This window comes from Microbacterium sp. LWO13-1.2, assembly GCF_038397725.1.
Taxonomy (GTDB): domain Bacteria; phylum Actinomycetota; class Actinomycetes; order Actinomycetales; family Microbacteriaceae; genus Microbacterium.
Window position 1 is genome coordinate 2,635,380 of record NZ_CP151634.1, and the last position, 19,154, is coordinate 2,654,533.

Genomic DNA, 19,154 nt, shown 5'->3' on the forward strand with positions numbered 1-19,154 from the left:
TCCCACTTTCAAGACTTGTCGGTCTGATTTCTCTAAACTAGACTCATCGGTATGAAGTCGTCAAGAGGTGCGGCAGAACTCCGTCCGAGCTCGGTGCGCAAGCGCGAATCCATGCTTGCCGCAGCGCAAGAGCAGTTCCTCGCCAACGGGTACGACGCGGTCACGATGGACTCGATCGCGCAGGCATCCGGCGTCGCCAAGCAGACGCTCTACAGCCACTTCGGTGGCAAGGAGGGGCTGTTTCTCGAGCTCGTCGGCTCACAGACCCGCGCGGCGAGCGAGCGTGTGCTCGGTGAACCTCCGCTCTTGGCGCCCGGCGTGGATGCCCGTTCCGTGCTCGCACCTATCCTCGAGCAGCAGCTTTCCATCGTGCTGACACCCGGGCTGCTCGCCCTGCGACGCCTGGTGATCGGGCTCCTGCCTCAGTTTCCGGATCTCGCGCGCTCTCTGCATCTGCACGGCCCGCAGCGCGCGATCGACTCGCTCGCCGAGGTCCTCGTGCGCCTGGATGCCGCGGGCTCGTTGCGGGTGCCCGAGCCGGTGCTCGCCGCCACCCAGCTCAACTGGCTGGTCATGGGAGAGCCCATCAACCGGGCGATGCTGCTCGGCGACGACGAGGCACTGCCCGACGTCGACGTCGCCACGCAGGTCGGATGCGGCCTCGACGTGTTCCTCGCTGCGTACAGCGTGGACGCAGCGCGCGCCTAGGGATTTCTCCCGAGGCGACGGGGGATAACCCGACCGAAGCCGAAGGCCAGCCGGGTGTCCGCACCGCCATGCCGCTCCTTACGCTCGCGGCATGACAACGAAAACGACTCAGGATGCCGCCGTGGAGCCAGGCCCCGTGTCTGCTCCCGGCGCCGCCAGACGCCGGGTCAGCTGGGCGTTTGTCGCCCTCGCATCGATCGCGGTTGCTGCCTTCCTCGTCAGTCAGTATGCGAACGGAGATCTCAAATCGCAGGCGGAGGGCGGAGTCGGCCTTGCCCCCCACTACCTCACGCTGCCCCCGGTGCTGCAGGCCGCGTTCTATCTCCACATCGGACTCGGCGGCGTCGCCTTGGCCCTCGGGCCGCTGCAGTTCTCTCAACGCTTTCGCAACCGGTTCCGTCGCGCCCACCGAATGATCGGGCGCATCTACCTCGTCTCGGTCGCCCTGGGCGGCACGGCGGCTCTCGTTCTCTCGCCGACCAACCAGGCCGGGTTGGTCGGCTTCTTCGGGTTCGGTTCCCTGGCAGTCCTTTGGCTGTTCACCGCCTGGCGTGCCTATCGGGCGATTCGCACGGGTGATGTCCGCAGTCACCAGGCCTGGATGATCCGCAACTTCGCTCTCACTTTCGCCGCCGTCACACTCCGGCTCTGGATGGGTGTGTTCATCACAGGTCAGCTCTCCTTCGGACATGACATCGACTTCGGCGTGGCTTTCGACAACGCATACGTCACGGTGCCGTTCCTGTGCTGGCTGCCCAACATCATCGTCGCGGAGTTGCTGGTGCGGCGCCGCGGGTTGCCTGCATTCCGGATCACCGGATAACGGGCCCTGCTAGATCGCATCCACAGATCGTCGCGGCGTCCGGAGGAATGCGGCAACCAGCAGTGCCGCGACAAGCGCGATCCCGGCATTGACTCCGATCGCCATCTGCAGGCCAGGAAGCAGAGTAGACGCGACGACACTCGTTGCGATCGCAGACATGACCGGAGTGCCCAGCGTGATCCCGACCTGCTGGCTCATCGTGACGAGTCCGGTCGCGAGTCCCTGCTGGTCAGACGGAATCTCCGATGTGGCGATGACGGTGTAGCCGACGATCGCGACGAGGTTCGCCACGCCCCCGATGAAGGTGACGATCAGGAGCGGGATCACCCAGGCATGGTCCTCGGAGAGGAAGGCCAGCGGCAGCGTCGCAGCCGCCTGCACGACGAATCCGACGACGATCGCAGCCTTGGCGCCGGTCTTTCCGATGACTCGCGGGGCGATGACGCCGCCGATGACCGTACCGACCCCGAGCACAGCAAGCATCAGACCGGCGACGACAGCGCTGAAACCCAGCGTCTCCTGAAGGTAGAGCGTGAGAAGGAAGACGAGAGAGGTCTCGGTCGCGAAGGCCAGCAGTCCGGCGATGTTGCCCCACGCGACGTTGGTGCGCCGGAGGAGAGCGGGAGTGACGAGGGGATCGGCGACGCGGGACTCGATGGTCAGGAACGCGGCGAACAGCGCGACGGCCGCCGCGATCGGACCCCACGCAGCAGGACTCGCCCAGCCCGCATGGCCAGCCATGTCGATGCCGAGCACCAGGGCGATGAGGGCGAGGGTGACGGTGACCGCTCCTGGTACGTCGAGGCGCGGGCGGGGCCCTGCCGCAGGCTCGCGGAGCACGAATGGCGCGATGGCAACGACGATCACCGCGACGACCACGTTGATGAGAAATGCCCAGCGCCAGCTGACGGTCCCGGTCAGGATGCCGCCGAGCACTGCTCCGGCTGTGAAGCCGGCCGCCATGAGCGCGCCGTTGAGCCCCAGAATGCGGGCGCGGGCCGCTCCTTCGGAGAACATCGTGGTCAGCAGCGACAATGCGGCCGGAGTGACCATCGCGGTGGCGATGCCCTGACCGACGCGGGCGGAGAGCAGCAGCACTGGCTCCTGGGCGAGTCCGCCGGCGAGCGAGGAGACGCCGAGCAGGACGATGCCGATCAGGAACAGGCGCCGACGCCCGAACAGGTCGGCGGCCCGGCCGAAGAACAGCGTGAAGCCGGCGGCGCACAGTGCGAATGCCGTCACGATCCACTGCAGTGCAGACGTCGCGAACCCGAGCTCGCGGCCGATGTGCGGCAATGCGACGTTGAGGATGGAGAAGTCGACAGCGAGGGTGAAGTTCGCCGTCAGCAGCACCATGACCGCGAGGCGATCACCGACGGTGAGCCGTGGGGACTTCGGGAGAACAGGTCGGGTGAGCGAGAGTGCGTCGGTCATGCATCCAGCCTCCGCCGTTGCGCAGAGCCCAGCCAGAACCCTGGATTGGCTGCCCTCCCGATGCCTAGTACTGGCAGGGGCAGGCAACGGCAGGGAAAGCCCGAGAGAATGAGGGCATGGACGAACGAGCGCTGGAGGCTGATCGGCCCGTCACCGAGCTGGGGGAATTCCTGCGCTCTCGCCGGGACCGCCTGACCCCCGAGGATGCCGGGGTCCGCTCGTATGGTCGGCGCCGGGTGCCGGGCCTGCGCCGCGAAGAGCTGGCGCAGCTGGCGGGAGTCTCGGCGACATACCTCACGCGGCTCGAGCAGGGGCAGTCGCAGAACGCCTCGGACGCGGTGATCGACGCCCTTGCGCGCGCGTTGCAGCTGGATGCCGATGAGCGGGCGCATCTGTTCGTGCTGGCGCATCCGACCCCGCTCGAGCGGCCGCGGACCTCCGCGCCGGAGATCGCGAAACCGGGTGCGGAACAGCTCCTGCATGCGATGGGTGATGTGCCGGCTGTCCTGCTCGGACGCTTCAACGACATCCTCGCCTGGAACCGCGCCGGTCATCTGCTGTTGGCAGGTCATCTCGACGTGACAGCGCCATCCTGGCCCGCTGAGCGGCCCAATCACATCAGGATGCTGTTCTGCGATCCGCACACCCGTGACCTCTATGCGGATTGGGAGGCGGAGGCCGAGGTGGCCGTCGCATCGATGCGGTACGCGGCGGCGACGTTCGCCGACGACCGGCACCTCGCCGAGCTCGTCGGCCAGCTCAGCATGAACAGTCCGGAATTCGCATCTCTGTGGGCAGGGCACTCGGTGCGGTTGTGCACGAGCGGCACCAAGCGTTTCCGGCACCCGGCCGTCGGCGACATCGAACTGGACTACGAGGTGCTGCACCTCCCCGAGGGCAACGGGCAGCGAATCCTCACGCACACCGCGCGCCCCGGTAGCGCTTCTCAGGCTGCGCTCCGCCTTCTCACCTGCGTGTAGGCGTTCGTCGGGCGCCCGGCTCGGTTCTTACGCCGAAGGTGTCGCTGCGCGCACGGATCATCCGGATGAGGTCGACGCCACCCGGTTGACGTCGTCGAGACTGCGGGGTAGAAGGGCATCTTGACGCCACCTGCGAAGGAGTGATCGAGATGTCGGAGAGAACAGGGATCAACGCGCTGATACATAAGATCGGCGGGGACAAGAGGCTCGACCGCGTTGCGGCGACGGTCAGCGATGCGGTCGGCGCGGTCGCGAAACCCTCAGTCGTCAAGAATGCGTTGTCCGGCTCGTGGCTCGGGCATCAGTTGCACCCGGTGCTGACCGATCTGCCTATCGGCGCCTGGGGCGCGGCGACCGTACTGGACCTCACCGCAGGGGAGGAAGGGGCCAAGGCGGCGCGCCGACTCGTCGGATTCGGCATCCTTTCGGCAGTGCCGACCGCGATGTCGGGCGCGTCCGACTGGGCGGACACCGTCGGACGGAACAAGCGCGTCGGTCTCGTGCACGGCCTCGCGAACGCCGCGGGAACCGGGCTGCAGGCGGCGTCCTGGTTCGCGCGACGGCGCGGGCATCGCGGCGTGGGTGTCGTGCTCAGCCTCCTCGCGCTCAGCACGACACTCGCCTCCGCGTATCTCGGTGGCCACCTGTCGTTCGTGCGCGGTGTCGGAGTGAACCGCACCGCGTTCCAGCACCCGACGCGAACGTGGACGGATGTCGCCGCCGATGCCGACATCACGGAAGGGGCGCTCGCGCGCGTCACGGCCGACGGCGTGCCCGTTCTCCTCGCTCGGCGCGGTGAAGAACTGCGGGCGATCTCGGCCGTGTGCTCGCATGCGGGTGGCTCGCTCGATGAGGGAACCCTTGACCAGGATGGCTGCGTCACCTGCCCATGGCACGGCAGCCGGTTCCGCACCCAGGATGGATCGGTCGTGCGTGGCCCAGCCAGCGTGCCTCAGCCGCAGTGGGAGGTCCGTGTGGACGGCGGACGCATCTTCGTCCGGTCAGCCTGAGTTCGGATCCCTTGCCGCGGGGCGATCACTGAGGACTCGATAGATCGATTATCGTGCGAAATCTATCGAAAGTCGATAGGATGGGTGTCTCGAACAAGGGGAGAACACCATGGGGAATCTGACGATCTACATCCTGCGGGCCGTCATCGCGATCTCGCTCATCGGTTCGCTCGTCGTGCAGACGGTCGTGCTGCCGCTGATCTGGGCGGACCTGGAGAGCGAGGGTGCGACCATGCCCGGTCGCATCGCGTTCGTCGTGATCCTCGGGCTCGGGGTCCTCACGATGCAGAGCTTCGCGGTCTGCGTCTGGCGTCTGCTGACGCTCGTTCGCAAGGACGCCGTATTCTCACGGCGCGCGTTCCGCTACGTGGATGTGATCATCGGCACCATCGCGGCCGCGGCCGTTTTGATGTTCGCCCTTGCCGTCCTGCTCGCACCCGGCGGCGTCGCCCCGGGGATCGTCGGCCTGATCTGCGGGGCGTCGTGTGTGCTGATGGGGATGGCGCTGCTCGTCGTGGTGATGAGGCGCCTGCTGGTGCAGGCGATCGATCGTGACGCCGAGGCGCGTGCGCTGCGATCCGAACTCGATGAGGTGGTCTGATGCCGATCGTCGTCGACATCGACATCGTTCTGGCGCAGCGGAAGTTGGCGGTCGGGGCCCTCGCTGAGCAGATCGGAATCAGTCCGGCGAATCTTGCCGTGCTCAAGAACGGTCGAGCGAAAGCTGTTCGCTTCACGACGCTCGATGCGCTGTGCGAAGCATTGGACTGCCAACCCGGCGACCTGCTGCGCTGGGTGCCGGCGGATGCGGCACGCCCGGTGGATGCCGCAGGCTGAGGCAGGACCGACGATTCAGCCCCGGCGCCACGCGTCGTCAGTGAGATGCGACCCGGCTTGCGGGCCCATCTGCAGCATCCCGCCGTCGACCGACCAGCTCGCGCCGGTGACGTAGCTGGCGGAGGGGGAGGCGAGGAAGGCGATCACCGCGGCGACTTCCTCTGGTTTCCCGGGCCGGCCCAGCGGCACGCCGGGGCGGTGCGTGGAATCGGCATCTGACGACTCCATGTGATTGATCGGCGTCGCGATCTCGCCGGGCGCGACCGCGTTCGCAGTGATCCCATGTTGACCGAGCTCCTGCGACATGGTCTCGATGAGTCCGGCGAGGCCGTGCTTCGCGGCCACATACGCTGCCGCGCCGACTCGTGGCTGATGCGCGTGCACACTCGTCACCGCGATCAGCCGGCCCCCGGTGCCTGCCGTGACCATCCGCCGCGCAGCCGCCTAGAGCCCGGCGAACGCACCGTCGAGGTTCAGCGCGATGACCTCACGCCACTGATCGGCTGACACCTCCAGGAACGGACCTCCGGTTCCGCCGCCGGCGTTGTTGACGAAGACGTCGAGACCGCCGAGCTCGTCGGCCAGCTGGTCCACGACCTCGGCGACCTCGTCGATCGCTGTCGCATCGAACCTGGCCACGACGGCACGGCGGCCGCGCTCACGCACAGCAGCAGCTGTGCGTTCGGCGCCTTCCTGGTCTGAATGCCATGTGACGCCGACATCCATACCGGCGTCGGCGAGTGCGAGGGCGGTGGCGGCACCGATCCCCGAGTCGGACGCGGTGACGATGGCGGTTGCAGGGGAGAAGCCTCTCTGTGACATGCGAGGCAAGGTAGCCGCGTTCGGCCATGGGCCGGGAGGGGGTTTACAGCCCGCGATGCGTGAGATACGCCCCGCAACCGTTCCGGCGGTGGCGGTGTCAATCTGTCTCCGATTCATAGCCGATCGAGGAGATCACCGATGATGCGACCTCGTGACGCTTCATCCGCTCGGTCGCGCCGACCATGCCGCAGGCGTCAACCCCCTTGCGGGCACTGGTGCCGGACCGCAGGCTGGAGCCATCCACCGCGAGGAGGGAGCATCTCATGCCTGACGGAATCGACCCCATCGAAGATCAGAAGCCGACAGCCGATCTCCAGGAGCAGGAGCGCCCGGAAATCGACGAGCCGAACGACCCCGAAGCGCCACCCGTCGCAGCACCGGATTTCGGCGGGTCCGAGGCGAACCCGGCGGATGTCGTGGAGCAGCGCCAAGAGGTGCCGCTCGACGAGGAGAATCCGCGGGAGTAGACGCGACCGACGCATATCATCGATGACTTCTTCCCCTTCGGCCCGCGCCTTCGTAGGCTGAGGCCATGGACAGAACTCTCGTGCTGGCTGCTCAGGTCGCGATTCCGCAAGGGCATCGGCTCGAGGTGACCGAGCGTCACGACGACCTGACCGGAGAGCCGATCGTGCTCGCCCTCGTCGACCTCGACACCGGCATCCGCTTCCAGCGCGCAGAGGGGCATCACGGCGAGATCTCCCGCTGGCTGGGGCGGGTGCTCGATTGCACGGTCACCATGCACGGAGCGGGCGCCGGGACGGTGCTCACCGTCGATCCGATCGGTCCGGGGCCGACCGGTGCGAAGGTGGCACTGCGCGGTGCGGATGCGGCCGCGGATGCGGCGAAGGCAGAAGCCGATCGTTGGGGCGGCAGCGATCGCCCTCCTCAGCCGGAGGCCGAGCGCTTCTGGTGACACGCCCGGCCCAGCGGGGGTCTCTCATCGGAAATCCCGTGACCGGTGCGAGATGCCGGTGCGCAGGTCTTCGAATGCGTCGGCGAGCACGTTGACGACGCCTTCGGCGGAGCGCTCGAGAATGCCGCGGATGATGAGCGCCGGCGACTCCCGCGCGACACGGCGATAGCGGTTCCAGACCCCGGTCGAGCAGACGACGTTGACGAGTCCGTGCTCATCCTCGAGGTTCATGAAGGTGACCCCTGCCGCGGTCGCCGGTCGCTGCCGATGCGTGACGAGTCCGGCGACCTCGATGCGCCGGCCCGTCTCATGGGTCTGCAGGTCGGCGGCGGTGAGCACCCCGCGTTCGCGCAGCGCCGCGCGGAAGTGCGCCATCGGATGATCGTCGGTGGAGACCCCCGTCGCCCAGAGGTCGGCGGCGAGCTGTTCATAACTGGACTGATCGGCGAACAACGGCGGCTGCACTGACACTGTCGTCCCGGGGAGGAATCTGGCGCGGTCATCGGCGGCGGCACCGGCGAGCCAGATCGCTTCCCGGCGTTTCAGGCCGAGGCAGGAGAAAGCGCCGGCGGTACCGAGCGCTTCCAGTTGGGCGGCGGTCGCATCCGTGCGCCGCACCAGGTCGTTCAAATCCCGGTAGGGGCCGTTCGCTTCCCGCTCCGCGACGATGCGCTCCGCCATCGGCACGCCGATCCCGCGGACGCCGCTGAGTCCCAGCCGCACCGCGTACCGGCCGTCCCGGCGGTGGGCGGCGGAATCGTCCGGTGCGCTCCGGTTGAAACGGGCAGGCGTCGGCTGCGGATCATCGAGGCAGGAGCCCAGCCCGGTCGGCGTCCGCCGAGTAGAGACCTCTTCAGGCTGGTCGGGCTGGAGCGGCTCCAGGGTCTCGGTCGCGCCCGAGGCGTGCAGGTCGGGGCGACGCACCTCCACGCCGTGCCGGCGGGTGTCGGCGGTCAAGGTGGCCGCGGAGTAGAAACCCATCGGCTGCGAGCGAAGGAGCCCGGCGAGGAAGGCCGCCGGGTAGTGCAGCTTCAGCCAGGAGCTGGCATAGACCAGCAGAGCGAACGACAGCGAATGCGACTCGGCGAAGCCGAAGTTCGAGAAGGCCTGGATCTGCGCGTAGATGCGGTCGGCGGTGTCCTTGTCGAGCCCGCGCCTGTCCATGCCCGCGTAGAGCTTCTCGCGGACCTGCTCGATCTTCTCCAGGCCGCGCTTGGAACCCATCGCGCGGCGCAGGAGATCCGCCTCATCGGCAGTGCAGTCGCCGATGGCGGTGGCCATCTGGATGAGCTGCTCCTGGAAGATCGGAACACCGAGGGTGCGCTTCAGGATGGGTTCCAGATCGGAATGCGGGTACGGGATATCCAGGCGCAGGGGGTCTTCGCCGCGCTCCGCCCGTTCCCTGTTCTCCTCGTCGAGTCTGTCCTTCGCCATCTTGCGGCGGACGAACGGATGCACCGCCCCACCCTGGATCGGGCCGGGCCGGATCAGGGCGATCTGGATTGCGAGATCGTAGAAGCTTCGCGGCTGCAGCCGGGGGAGCAGACCGATCTGCGCCCGGGATTCCACCTGGAACACCCCGATGGAATCAGCGCGGCAGAGCATGTCATAGACCGCTGGTTCCTCCTTGGGGAGAGTCTCCAGCTTCCAGGTCTCGCCGGTCGCCTCCTCGATGAGGTCGAAGCAGTGCTGAAGGGCGGCGAGCATCCCCAGGCCGAGCAGATCGAACTTCACCAGCCCCATCCAGGCGGCGTCGTCCTTCTCCCACTGGATGACGGTGCGGTTCTCCATGCGCGCGTGCTCCACAGGCACGACCTCGCCGACCGGTCGGGCGGTGAGCACCATTCCGCCGGAGTGGATACCGAGATGCCGGGGCGCCTTCAGCAGTTCGCCGGCGTACTCGAGAACGTTCGAAGGGATGTCGTGCCCTTCCACGGGCTCCACCCCGGCGCCCCACCCGTCGACCTGGCGCGACCAGGCATCCTGCTGGCCGGGGGAGAAGCCGAGAGCCCTCGCCATGTCGCGTACGGCGTTCTTCGGGCGGTACTGGATGACGTTCGCCACCTGCGCTGCCCGCTCCCGGCCGTACTTCGCGTACACCCACTGGATGATCTCCTCCCGTCGGCGGGAGTCGAAATCCACGTCGATGTCGGGCTCCTCCTGGCGTGTGGTGGCGAGGAAGCGCTCGAAGGGGAGCTGGTAGAGGATCGGATCGACGGCGGTGATCCCCAGCAGATAGCAGACCGCGCTCGCCGCAGCGGATCCTCGTCCCTGGCAGAGGATGCCGAGGCGCTTCGCCTCGGCGACGATGCCGTGCACGATGAGGAAGTAGCCAGGAAAATCCTTCTCCTCGATGACGTTCAGCTCTCGCTCGATCCGGCTTCGCCCGTCGGCATCGAGGCGCGGGTACTTCTCGGGAACGGCCTCCCAGACCAGGGCGCGCAGCCAGCTCATCGGGGTGTGCCCGTCCGGAACCTCCTGTTGCGGCAGCGCGGGTCGCGCGCGACGCAGAGGGAAGGCGGATGCCGCTGCCAGCTCGAGCCCGTACGAGATCGCGCCGGGATAGCGCCGGAACCGTGCGGTCATCTCGGCTCCGCTGCGCAGGTGCGCGCCGCCGTGCACGGGCAGCCACCCGTCCAGATCGTCCATGCTGCGTACCGCCCGCACGGCGGCCACCGCCTCGGCGAGCCCGGCGCGCCCGGGAGCGGCGTAATGCACGTTGTTCGTGGCCACGACCGGCAGCCGCATCCGACCGGCGAGCTCGGCGAGGGCGTCATTGCGGCGGGAGTCCAGCGGATCGCCGTGATCGAACAGTTCGACGGCGACATGATCGCGTCCGAACAAGTCGACGAGGCGCCGCAGTGGCGTCTCGGCATCCCCCTGCTCCCACCCTCGTCGCACGCCGCCCTTGCGGCATCCCGTGAGAATCGTCCAGTGACCGCCGGCCTTCTCGACGAGTTCGTCGAGATCGTAGACGGGGCGGCCCTTCTCGCCGCCTCGCAGCTGGGCGGCGGAGATCGCTCCGGAGAGGCGGTGGTAGCCCTCCAGCCCACCCGCGAGAACGAGCAGATGCTCGCCGGCAGGGTCGGCGGCACCCCGCTGCGGTGCCGGCAGATCGAGGGACAGCTCGGCGCCGAACACCGTCTGCACCTGGAGTTTCATGATCTCGGCCAGTTCGCCGAAGCGGGCAGCGCCGTAGAAGCCGTCGTGATCGGTGAGGGCGAGGGCGGTGAGGCCGAGTCGCTCGGCCTCGGCGAGGAGATCCTCCGGCGATGAGGCGCCGTCGAGGAACGAGTACGAGGAATGGGCGTGCAGCTCGGCGTAGGGCACGGCATCCGCAGGGCGGGTGATCTCCGTGGGCGGGATGTGCTTTCGTTTCCGGCTCACCGGCCCCGGATCGGTGCGGTGGGCCGGAGGTTCGGCGGTCGGGCTCTTCTCGACGGGTTCTTCGCCGCTGAGGGTGCGCTCCAGCTCTGCCCAGGTCAGCGGGGGATTGTGCCACCCCATCAGCGGTACCTGCCCTCTGCCCACCAGCGATCACGGGCGAGGAAGACCAACCACGCCCGGTTCCGGTCGTCGACGATCTGCAATCGGTGCCCGCGGCGGCCCTGCGCCGCGGTCCACCGGCGCTCGTCGATCGGCCACGGCCCCGCCCATGCCTGCACGGCGGCGCCGCCGATGCGTGCGGGGTCGGCGGAGAGCATCCCTCTCTCGTCGATGCCGACCTCGGTGCCGACGATGCTTTCCAGGACGACGGGTCGTGGTGGCAGGAAGACCTCGGCCGGCACCGGATCGGGAAGGCTGCCGGGCCAGGGGCGATCCGGATCCCGGGGGGTGACCGTGCGCTCGCCCCACGGCGTGAGCACCTGCCGGTCGGCGAGCCAGCGACCACCGGCGACCGCAGCGGTGACCACGCCCTGATGACCGACCATCGTCTGCACGCGGGAGACGGCGTGATGCAGGCGTTCGTCGGATCCCGAACCGAAGAGTCCCGGCTGATGGTGAGCGGCATCGTCGACTGCGACAGGGGTGATGCGCACAGCGGCGATGCCGCCGAAGGCTCTGGCCTCGTCGACGGGCTCCTTCGCATGCTCCGCCGCCAGTGCCTCCAGCTGCCAGCGCACCCGGTCGACGAGGTCGGCGGCGTCGAAACAGGTCGGATGCAGCCAGGAGCGGGAGAAGACCAGGCCGTTGTCGTCGGTCAGGTCGATGCGCACCTCGGTGCAGACGACGTCGGCATCGCCGAGGGCGAGCATCACCGCATCCGCTGTCTGCCGCACGGCGAAGGCCACCTGATCCGCACCACCCAGCGGGGGCTCGAACTCCACAGCCCGCACGAGCTCCGGATCAGGAGGACGAGGGACGAGCGGACGGGAATCGGCGCCGGCGGCGAGCGCATGCAGACGTGCCCCGCGCTCTCCGAAGCGATCCCGTACCTCGAGGGCGTCGAGAGCGGCGAACTCTCCGAGGGTGCGCACCCCGAGCCGGATCAGGAGACCGGCCAGTTGCTCGTCACGCAGCGCCTGCACATCGAATGCGCTCAGGTACTCCTTCGCTTCGCCAGGGGGCACGATGGTCCAGGGGCGGATGCTGCGGGCGGCAGCCTCTGCCGTGAACGGGCCGTCTGCGATGCCGATCCGCGCCTCGGGGAAGCCGGCATGGGTGAGGACACGGAGGAGGGCATCTGCGGCCTCGCTCTCCCCGCCGTGGAACCGGGTGATGCCCCGTGCGCGGAGAGCAGCGAGTCCTGGGCGCAGCAGAGAGGCGCCGGGGGCATGCTTCTCGATGAGATGCAGCACGGGGAGGAAGGCGCGTTCGTCTCTGGCCGGATCGTGGGGGAGTACCCGCAGCGCCGGTAGGTGCCCCTGTGCGACCCGGCGGCGTTGCCCGGCGCGGACGCCGTGCTCGCGTGCCGACGCCGTGCAGGCCACCACGGCGTTCGCGTGCACCAGGGCCGTGGGCGGATGCGGAGGCGGACTCCCGAGAGCGGCCCGCAGCGGCCAGTCCGGGAACCACAGTACGAGGACGCGGAGCGGGGCGTTCATCCGGCGACCGCCCAGCGGGAGATCTCGACGGGAGGTGCCATCGTGTCGACGGTCTCGACGGCTCCGTGCGAGCCCGGCAGCCGGACCTGAACGCTCGACGGCATCGGCGTGCGCCTGGTCTGCGCGGTCACCGTCACGGTGCAGTCCGAGAGCAGACCCCAACCGGTGCCGAGACCGTGCCAGTGCGGATCGCGGAGCCGGATGGTCCCCTCGCTCTGCGGCCAGGTGCCGGTGGCGAGCGACTCGGTCACGAGCAGCGTGCAGCCGCGGTCGCGCAGGCGCGCATTCAGGCGGGAGGCGTCCGCATCGCGCATTCGCGTACCGGGGTGCACGGCGATGAGCGGGACCACCTCGGAGAGGGCGGAGGTCACGGCCAGCCAGCGCTCGCCGGGTTCAGGGACGAGGATCAACCGCGACAGGTCGATGCCGAATCCCGCTGCGGCCTCGACGCCCAGAGTCGGCATGCCGATCACGGCGCACCAGAGCCCCTTCTGCGATGCCGCGCTCAGCAGCGCCAGCACGAGACTCGGCGAGGAGGAGACCGTGTACGCGGCGCCCATCTGCAATCCCTCTTCCGGCAGCAGGGAGGCGAAGGCGGGGTCGAGGGGGAGCAGCGGAAGCTCGCTGCGACGGCGCTGCATCCTGCTGATCTCGCGGCGCAGCCGCAGCACCTCTCCGGCGCGGGAGTCGCCAGCCGGAGAGAGCGCGGTCACCGCATCGAGCCCGATCCCCATGTAACCATCCTCGAAGATATATTCGAATAAAGCAAGTGATGGTGAAGACGATAATTCGAACGTCGGACATCAGTGCGAGCGCAGCGATGTCGGATGCGCTGACTACGCTGTGGCCATGCGGATCGAATTCGAGAGCGCCGTGACCCGGTGGGACGCGCGCACGGCATCGTGGTTCTTCGCGACCATGCCGGAAGAGCTCTCCGACGACCTGCGCGAGCTGCCCGCACCGTCACGCGGATTCGGTTCCCTCCGGGTGCACGCCGCAATCGGCTCCTCCCACTGGACGACCTCGATCTTTCCCGGTGACGCGGGCTACGTGCTGCCGCTGAAGAAGGCGATTCGCGAGGCCCAGGGGATCGGCGAGGGCGATATCGTCTTGGTCCACCTCGACATCGTCGGCCTCTGACGCGGCGCGACGAGTTATCCACAGCCCGCGCACGCGGCACCCGCCGATCTTCTAGCCTTCCCTGATGGCCCTCCATGAAGTGCTCGCCGTCGTCGTGCACCTCGCGCTGCTCGGAATCGGCGGCTGGCTCCTTGTCATCGACGTGCGGACGCACCGGCTGCCGAACAGGATCGTCCTGCCCACGCTCGTCGCGCTGCTGGTGCTCGTGGTGGCCGAAGCACTGTTGACCGGACAGTCCCGGCCGCTGATCGGGGCAGTGCTGGGGATGCTGATCCTGGGCGGTTTCTATGCGGCGCTGCGCATGGTGAGCAGGGAAGGCATGGGCGGCGGGGATGTGAAACTCGCCGCCGTGATCGGGGTGGTGCTGGGGTGGCACGGCTGGCAGGCGCTCGCCGTCGGAGCGGCATCCGCCTTCGTGCTCGGTGCGCTGTACGCGCTGGTGCTGATGGCCCTGCGTCGCGCGGATCGCTCGACTCGGATCGCCTTCGGCCCATGGATGATCGTCGGGGCCATCCTCGGCGTCGCGGCGGGCTGAATGCCCCGCCGCAGCCTTCTCCCTCGCTGCAGCGGAGCGACGCTAGGGTGAGCACATGGCACTTGCACGGCTTCACGGCGGCCCGCTGGACGGGCAGATCATTCCCCTCGGCGACGCGGACGACAAGCTGATCGTCCCCTACAGCGAGACTCAGGTGGTGTACAACCGACGCGGCGAACCGGAGAACACCGGCCCGCACGACGGGCCCACCGAGATCGATTACTGGTACGACGAGTCCCTCGAGGACATCAATCCGGCAGATGACTGAACCCTCCCGAACGGTCGAGATCGAGCGCAAGTTCGACGTCGACCCCGAGACGCCCCTGCCGAACTGGGACGCGATCCCCGGCGTGGACGCGGTCACCGAGGGAGAGGTCAGGGCCCTCGACGCACGCTACCTCGATACTGTCGACGGCACTCTCTCGCGTTCCGGTGTCGCATTGCGCCGGCGCACGGGCGGACCCGACGCGGGGTGGCATCTGAAGGGACCCCGGGAGGGGGACGGACGCCTCGAGCTCGGCTGGCCGCTCGGAGAGGGCGACGCCCTCCCTGATGCCATCGCCGACATGATCGCCCGTTGGACGACAGAGCCGCTCACCCCGTTGGCGCGCATCGAGAACGACCGCGTCGCCTATCTGCTCACCGGTCCAGACGGTGTCGTCGCCGAGTTCGTCGACGACCATGTCCGCGCCACGGACCTCCGCACCGGCACGCAGCGCGAATGGCGGGAGTGGGAGATGGAGCTGGGACCGGCGGCACCCACCGATGCCGCAGGTCGAACGACGTTCTTCCTCGCCGTGCAGACAGCGGTCTTCGCCGCCGGCGGGCGGCACTCGGCATCCGGCTCGAAACTCGCCCGCGCGCTCGGCTTCTGAACAGGCGAGCATCGCAGAGAAGCGGTCTCGATGCCACCCCCTTCCGTGGAGGCACGCAGCATGCTTGAGTGACAGCATGCGCCTCGCTCCCGTGCTCCGGTCCCTGCAGACGATGGTCCCCGACACTGTTCTGATCCAGGAGGAGGTGCGAGATGTCTTCGCCGCCCAGCCCGATATCGGGCGGTTGGCGAAGCGGATCGTGGCGACGTCGTTCAATGTGTCCGGCATCGAGACCCGGCACACGGTGCTCACCGAACTGTCGTTGAAAGCTGACGTCGACGAACCGACATTCTTCGACAGATCATCCGGTGAACTGCTCGCTCCTGGCACCAAAGTGCGCAACGAGTTGTACACGCGCGAGGCCGGCCGGCTGTTCGTCGAGGTGGCGCGCCGAGCGGTGGATGCCGACCCGGACATCACCGCCGCCGATGTCACCCACGTCATCACGGTGTCCTGCACCGGATTCCATGCACCCGGTCCCGACTACGAGATCGTGCGCGCCCTCGGTCTGCCCGACGGAGTACAGCGCTACCACCTGGGGTTCATGGGCTGCTACGCATCGATGCCGGCGCTGCGGGCGGCGAGCCAGTTCTGCGCGGCCGATCCGGATGCGGTGGTGCTCGTCGTCAGTGTCGAGCTGTGCACGCTGCATCTGCGCTCCTCCGACGACCCCGACCTGATCGTCGCCTCCTCCCTCTTCGCGGACGGTGCGGCAGCGGGCATCGTCACCGCGCGCACATTCGACTCGGACGTGCCGGCCCTGCGCCTGGACCGGTTCCACACCGCGATCACGGAGAGGGGAGAGCAGGACATGGCCTGGACGATCGGCGATCAGGGATTCGAGATGGTCCTCTCGACCGCGGTGCCGCAGATCATCGGCGAGAGCATCCACGACGCGATCCGGCCGCTGTACGCGGAGCCCGCGCTCGCCGCGGCGTTCGAAGACGACGCGATCGGCGAGGCGGTCCAGCACTGGGCGATCCATCCCGGCGGGCGCAGCATCCTCGACCGGGTGCAGGAGAAGCTGGGCCTCACCGACGAGCAGCTCCATCCCGCGCGCGAGACCCTGCGCACGAACGGCAACATGTCCAGCGCCACCGTCCTCTTCGTCATGAAGCGGATCCTCGACGAAGGGGCGCAGGACGGCGATCGGGTGTCGGCTATGGCCTTCGGCCCAGGACTCACCGCGGAGAGCGCTCTGATGACCGTCGTCGCCCCGAGGAGCCATGCCGCCTGAACTGTCGGCTCGCGCGGTGGGGCTGCGCGAGCTGATGGACGACCCTGGTGCGGATCGCCGGATGCTGGATCGCACGTATCAGCGATTCCGGCTGGTGAACGCGATCGTCTCCCGCCCAGGACTCATCTATCGGCGTGATGTGCGCCCGCGCGCCAGGCGACGCTCGATCAGCATCCTCGATGTCGGTGCCGGCGGCGGCGACCTGTGCCGTGAACTCGCCAGGCGGCTGCACCGGGACGGCCTCGATGCCGAGATCACCGCGCTGGATGCCGACCGTCGCGCGGTGAGCTGGGCCGAGTCCCATGACGATGGCGCGGGGGTGCGATACCGCTGCGCGCACACCTCCGATCTGGTTCGAGAGGGCGCCGTCTTCGATGTGGTGATGTCCAACCATCTGCTCCATCACCTCGCCGCCGATGAGCTGCAGGAGCTTCTGGCGGATACCCGTCGACTCGTCGGCGATGGTGGCCTCGTCGTGCATCACGACATCGCTCGGAGCAGAGCCGCTTATGCGCTCTTCGCCGCCGCCACGTGGCCGTTCGCCGGAAATCTTCTCGCCGGATCGTTCATTCGAGATGATGGGCTGACCAGCATCCGCCGCTCATACACCGCGCGGGAGTTGACGGCCGTGGTGCCGGCCGGATGGGCGGTGCGGCCAGGGGTTCCGGCCCGGCTGGAACTGCGGTGGGAGCGGGCCGATGCCTGACCACGACGTCGTGATCGTCGGAGCGGGCCCGGTGGGGCTGCTGCTCGGTTGCCTGCTCGCCCAGCGGGGGATGGACGTCGCCGTCTGCGAGAAGCGCACCGGAGCAGACGAACGCAGCAGGGCGATCGGAATCCACCCGCCCGGTCTGGACGCCCTCGATGCGGCCGGGATCGGCGATCGTGTGCGCGCGGAAGCGTTGGCGCTGGAAGGCGGTGATGTGCTCAGCCGGGGACGCACGCTGGCTTCTGTCGACTTCACGCGTGATCGACCGGTCCTGGTCCTGCCGCAGCATCGGACCGGCGCACTGCTGCGCGAACGACTCGAACAGGTCGACGCGGCGGCTCTCCGGTCGGGATGCGACGCGCTCGCCGTCAGAGACGAGGACGAGTTCGTCAGACTGACCGTCGACATCGGCGGGCACCGTCGCGAGCTCACATCATCCTTTCTCGTCGCAGCGGACGGTGTACGCAGCGGCACCCGCGAGATGCTCGGAGTCGGATGGCAGCGGCGGCGCGGCACCGCGGACTACCTGATGATGGATGTCCCCGCCCCTGCCGCGGACTCGCGTGCACGTCTGTACTGCGAACCGGGAGGACTGGTGGAGTCCTTCCCGCTCCCCGGCGGCACCCGGCGATGGGTGGTGCGGAATGCGTCGGGCGGCTCAGCAGCCGCGGCGAGTGCGCGCTGGAACGCCGCCGATCTCCGCGCGGCGATCGAGGAACGCACGGGTGTCGGGCTGACCGTCCCCGACGGCGTCCGGCCGACGGCGTTCCGGGCGGCTCAGCATCTCGCTGCCCGTACGGTCGTGGGCCGCGTTTTCCTGCTCGGGGATGCCGCGCACGAGATCAGCCCGATCGGGGGACAGGGGATGAACCTCGGCTGGCTGGATGCCCTGCGCCTCGCCGACCGGATCGAGCAATCGCTGGGGCGCGGGACGACGGGCCTCCGCGGGTTCGAACGGCGCAGCAGACGAGCTGCTCGCCGCACCCAGAGCCGTGCCCGTTTCTACATGGCGATGGGTGCTCCGGCGCAGCCTCTCGTCGTGCACACCCGAGAACTCCTGATCCGCGTGCTCGGGTCGGGCGCCGGGAACGGACGGATGGCGGACACGATCACGATGAAGGGGCTTTAGGAGCGGTAACCGTCAGGCGGATGATGGTTCGCTACGCACCGGGGTGGGAAGCGTCTCGGCGGCGACTTCGCGGACCCAGGCCGCCTTGACGGATCGCCATGCCTCGTCATCGTATCCGAGGCGCCAGTAGGGGGAGCAGGACAGACGATCCTCGGCGACGATGCCCGCGCTCAGCAGCACGCGGCGCACCGCGCGTGTTGATTCGGCCTCGCCGTGCACGAAGGCGCTCACGACTCCCTCCAGCGGGGGAAGTGCGGCCACGGCATCGGCCAGGAGGGCGTCGGGGTCTCCGCCGTCGACCGTGTGCACCCAGCGCACGGTGAGTTCGCCCGGCGAGGCGAGTGGGATCTCGTCCTCGGCCGAGCCGACTTCGGCGATGATCACCACCGGTCGTCCCTCGGGAACGGCCTCAGCGGATGCGGCGATCGCGGGAAGCGCACTGGCGTCGCCGACGAACAGATAGCTGTCGGCGTCCTCCTCAGGGCGGTAGCCGCCGGCCGGGCCACGCAGCTGCAGCCGGTCGCCGGGCTGGGCGTGCAGCGCCCATCTCCCGGCGTACCCGACATCGCCATGGGCGACGAAATCGAGGGCCAGCTGCCGCGTCCGGGGGTCCCACGCGCGCACGGTGATCCTGCGGGCGAACGGGCGCTGGTCGCGCGGGAGCTCCCGGACCGCGTCGTCGGTGAACGGGACCTCATAGGGAGCTCCGTCGGGGAGGAAGAAGCAGTTCACGTACTGGTCGGTGTCCTCGATCGGCTCGAAGGCGTCCAGCCCGGATCCGCCGAGGACGACGCGCAGCAGATGGGGAGAGAGGAGCTCGGTTTCGACGACTTCTCCATACAGGCGGTTCGGCTCGGTCATGGGATCTCCTCCGTGGGGGAACTGGGGCGGCGATGGGCAGCGGGCCGGATTGAAAACGGCCTGACTACGGATACGTAGTCAGGCCGTTTCAGG

At 68.6% G+C, this 19,154-nt stretch carries 20 protein-coding genes and 1 pseudogene; 15 read left to right on the top strand and 6 right to left on the bottom strand.

Going from position 1 to position 19,154, the window contains the following annotated elements; translation table 11 throughout:
- The first annotated feature begins 51 nt into the window (after window positions 1–51).
- Together MRBLWO13_RS12475 and MRBLWO13_RS12480 are read left to right on the top strand one after the other, a co-directional pair.
- A complete protein-coding gene (locus MRBLWO13_RS12475; protein ID WP_341974315.1) occupies window positions 52–708 on the top strand; it encodes a TetR/AcrR family transcriptional regulator in 657 nt (218 codons plus the stop codon).
- A 91-nt stretch (window positions 709–799) separates the two neighbouring features.
- Window positions 800–1,531: a DUF2306 domain-containing protein gene (locus MRBLWO13_RS12480; RefSeq protein WP_341974316.1), complete on the top strand. Its 732-nt coding sequence runs from the start codon at window positions 800–802 to the stop codon at window positions 1,529–1,531.
- A gap of 9 nt (window positions 1,532–1,540) precedes the next feature.
- On the opposite strand, the gene MRBLWO13_RS12485 is transcribed toward MRBLWO13_RS12480, so the two are convergent.
- Window positions 1,541–2,965: an MFS transporter gene (locus MRBLWO13_RS12485; RefSeq protein ID WP_341974317.1), complete on the bottom strand. Its 1,425-nt coding sequence runs from the start codon at window positions 2,963–2,965 to the stop codon at window positions 1,541–1,543.
- A gap of 116 nt (window positions 2,966–3,081) precedes the next feature.
- Between MRBLWO13_RS12485 and MRBLWO13_RS12490 the strand changes: the two genes are divergently transcribed.
- The 4 genes from MRBLWO13_RS12490 (at window position 3,082) to MRBLWO13_RS12505 (ending at window position 5,792) form a co-directional block, all read left to right on the top strand.
- The gene (locus MRBLWO13_RS12490; RefSeq protein ID WP_341974318.1) at window positions 3,082–3,945 is read left to right on the top strand and encodes a helix-turn-helix transcriptional regulator; all 864 of its coding nucleotides are present in this window, start codon (window positions 3,082–3,084) and stop codon (window positions 3,943–3,945) included.
- Between the two features lie 149 nt (window positions 3,946–4,094).
- On the top strand, window positions 4,095–4,955 hold the full coding sequence (locus MRBLWO13_RS12495) for a Rieske (2Fe-2S) protein (protein WP_341974319.1): 861 nt from the start codon (window positions 4,095–4,097) through the stop codon (window positions 4,953–4,955).
- Window positions 4,956–5,064: 109 nt separating this feature from the next.
- Complete coding sequence (locus MRBLWO13_RS12500) at window positions 5,065–5,556, top strand: DUF2975 domain-containing protein (protein ID WP_341974320.1); 492 nt, start codon at window positions 5,065–5,067, stop codon at window positions 5,554–5,556.
- On the top strand, window positions 5,556–5,792 hold the full coding sequence (locus MRBLWO13_RS12505) for a helix-turn-helix transcriptional regulator (protein ID WP_341974321.1): 237 nt from the start codon (window positions 5,556–5,558) through the stop codon (window positions 5,790–5,792). Before MRBLWO13_RS12500 ends, MRBLWO13_RS12505 begins: the two co-directional genes overlap by 1 nt.
- Window positions 5,793–5,807: 15 nt before the next feature.
- Here the strand turns inward: MRBLWO13_RS12505 and MRBLWO13_RS12510 are convergent.
- Window positions 5,808–6,614 (bottom strand): annotated as a pseudogene (locus tag MRBLWO13_RS12510) (SDR family oxidoreductase).
- A 263-nt stretch (window positions 6,615–6,877) separates the two neighbouring features.
- Between MRBLWO13_RS12510 and MRBLWO13_RS12515 the strand changes: the two are divergent.
- Both MRBLWO13_RS12515 and MRBLWO13_RS12520 read left to right on the top strand, forming a co-directional pair.
- Window positions 6,878–7,081, top strand: a complete 204-nt coding sequence (locus MRBLWO13_RS12515) for a hypothetical protein (RefSeq protein WP_341974322.1) — start codon at window positions 6,878–6,880, stop codon at window positions 7,079–7,081.
- A gap of 65 nt (window positions 7,082–7,146) precedes the next feature.
- Entirely contained in the window at window positions 7,147–7,530 is a 384-nt protein-coding gene (locus tag MRBLWO13_RS12520) for a hypothetical protein (RefSeq protein ID WP_341974323.1), read from the top strand.
- Between the two features lie 24 nt (window positions 7,531–7,554).
- On the opposite strand, the gene MRBLWO13_RS12525 is transcribed toward MRBLWO13_RS12520, so the two are convergent.
- The 3 genes from MRBLWO13_RS12525 to MRBLWO13_RS12535 are packed head-to-tail and all read right to left on the bottom strand — an operon-like array spanning window position 7,555 to window position 13,309.
- A complete protein-coding gene (locus tag MRBLWO13_RS12525; protein ID WP_341974324.1) occupies window positions 7,555–11,037 on the bottom strand; it encodes an error-prone DNA polymerase in 3,483 nt (1,160 codons plus the stop codon).
- Window positions 11,037–12,575: a DNA polymerase Y family protein gene (locus MRBLWO13_RS12530; protein WP_341974325.1), complete on the bottom strand. Its 1,539-nt coding sequence runs from the start codon at window positions 12,573–12,575 to the stop codon at window positions 11,037–11,039. The genes MRBLWO13_RS12525 and MRBLWO13_RS12530 overlap by 1 nt, the downstream gene beginning before the upstream one ends.
- Window positions 12,572–13,309 carry a hypothetical protein gene (locus MRBLWO13_RS12535; protein WP_341974326.1) on the bottom strand — a complete coding sequence of 246 codons (738 nt, stop codon included), beginning with the start codon at window positions 13,307–13,309 and terminating at the stop codon, window positions 12,572–12,574. Before MRBLWO13_RS12535 ends, MRBLWO13_RS12530 begins: the two co-directional genes overlap by 4 nt.
- Window positions 13,310–13,424: 115 nt before the next feature.
- On the opposite strand from MRBLWO13_RS12535, the gene MRBLWO13_RS12540 reads away from it, so the two are divergent.
- From MRBLWO13_RS12540 to MRBLWO13_RS12570, 7 genes are all read left to right on the top strand, one after another.
- Window positions 13,425–13,715: a DUF1905 domain-containing protein gene (locus MRBLWO13_RS12540; protein WP_341974327.1), complete on the top strand. Its 291-nt coding sequence runs from the start codon at window positions 13,425–13,427 to the stop codon at window positions 13,713–13,715.
- A gap of 64 nt (window positions 13,716–13,779) precedes the next feature.
- The gene (locus MRBLWO13_RS12545; RefSeq protein WP_341974329.1) at window positions 13,780–14,250 is read left to right on the top strand and encodes an A24 family peptidase; all 471 of its coding nucleotides are present in this window, start codon (window positions 13,780–13,782) and stop codon (window positions 14,248–14,250) included.
- 55 nt (window positions 14,251–14,305) lie between these two features.
- Window positions 14,306–14,518, top strand: coding sequence for a response regulator (locus MRBLWO13_RS12550; RefSeq protein ID WP_341974330.1), 213 nt, complete (start codon window positions 14,306–14,308; stop codon window positions 14,516–14,518).
- Window positions 14,511–15,125, top strand: coding sequence for a CYTH domain-containing protein (locus tag MRBLWO13_RS12555; RefSeq protein ID WP_341974331.1), 615 nt, complete (start codon window positions 14,511–14,513; stop codon window positions 15,123–15,125). Before MRBLWO13_RS12550 ends, MRBLWO13_RS12555 begins: the two co-directional genes overlap by 8 nt.
- A 76-nt stretch (window positions 15,126–15,201) precedes the next feature.
- Window positions 15,202–16,362, top strand: a complete 1,161-nt coding sequence (locus MRBLWO13_RS12560; protein WP_341974332.1) for a type III polyketide synthase — start codon at window positions 15,202–15,204, stop codon at window positions 16,360–16,362.
- Window positions 16,352–17,068, top strand: coding sequence for a methyltransferase domain-containing protein (locus tag MRBLWO13_RS12565; protein WP_341974333.1), 717 nt, complete (start codon window positions 16,352–16,354; stop codon window positions 17,066–17,068). Before MRBLWO13_RS12560 ends, MRBLWO13_RS12565 begins: the two co-directional genes overlap by 11 nt.
- Window positions 17,061–18,200, top strand: a complete 1,140-nt coding sequence (locus tag MRBLWO13_RS12570; RefSeq protein WP_341974334.1) for an NAD(P)/FAD-dependent oxidoreductase — start codon at window positions 17,061–17,063, stop codon at window positions 18,198–18,200. The genes MRBLWO13_RS12565 and MRBLWO13_RS12570 overlap by 8 nt, the downstream gene beginning before the upstream one ends.
- Before the next feature lie 12 nt (window positions 18,201–18,212).
- Here the strand turns inward: MRBLWO13_RS12570 and MRBLWO13_RS12575 are convergent, their stop codons facing one another.
- Window positions 18,213–19,061 carry a siderophore-interacting protein gene (locus MRBLWO13_RS12575; protein WP_341974335.1) on the bottom strand — a complete coding sequence of 283 codons (849 nt, stop codon included), beginning with the start codon at window positions 19,059–19,061 and terminating at the stop codon, window positions 18,213–18,215.
- Window positions 19,062–19,154 lie beyond the last annotated feature (93 nt).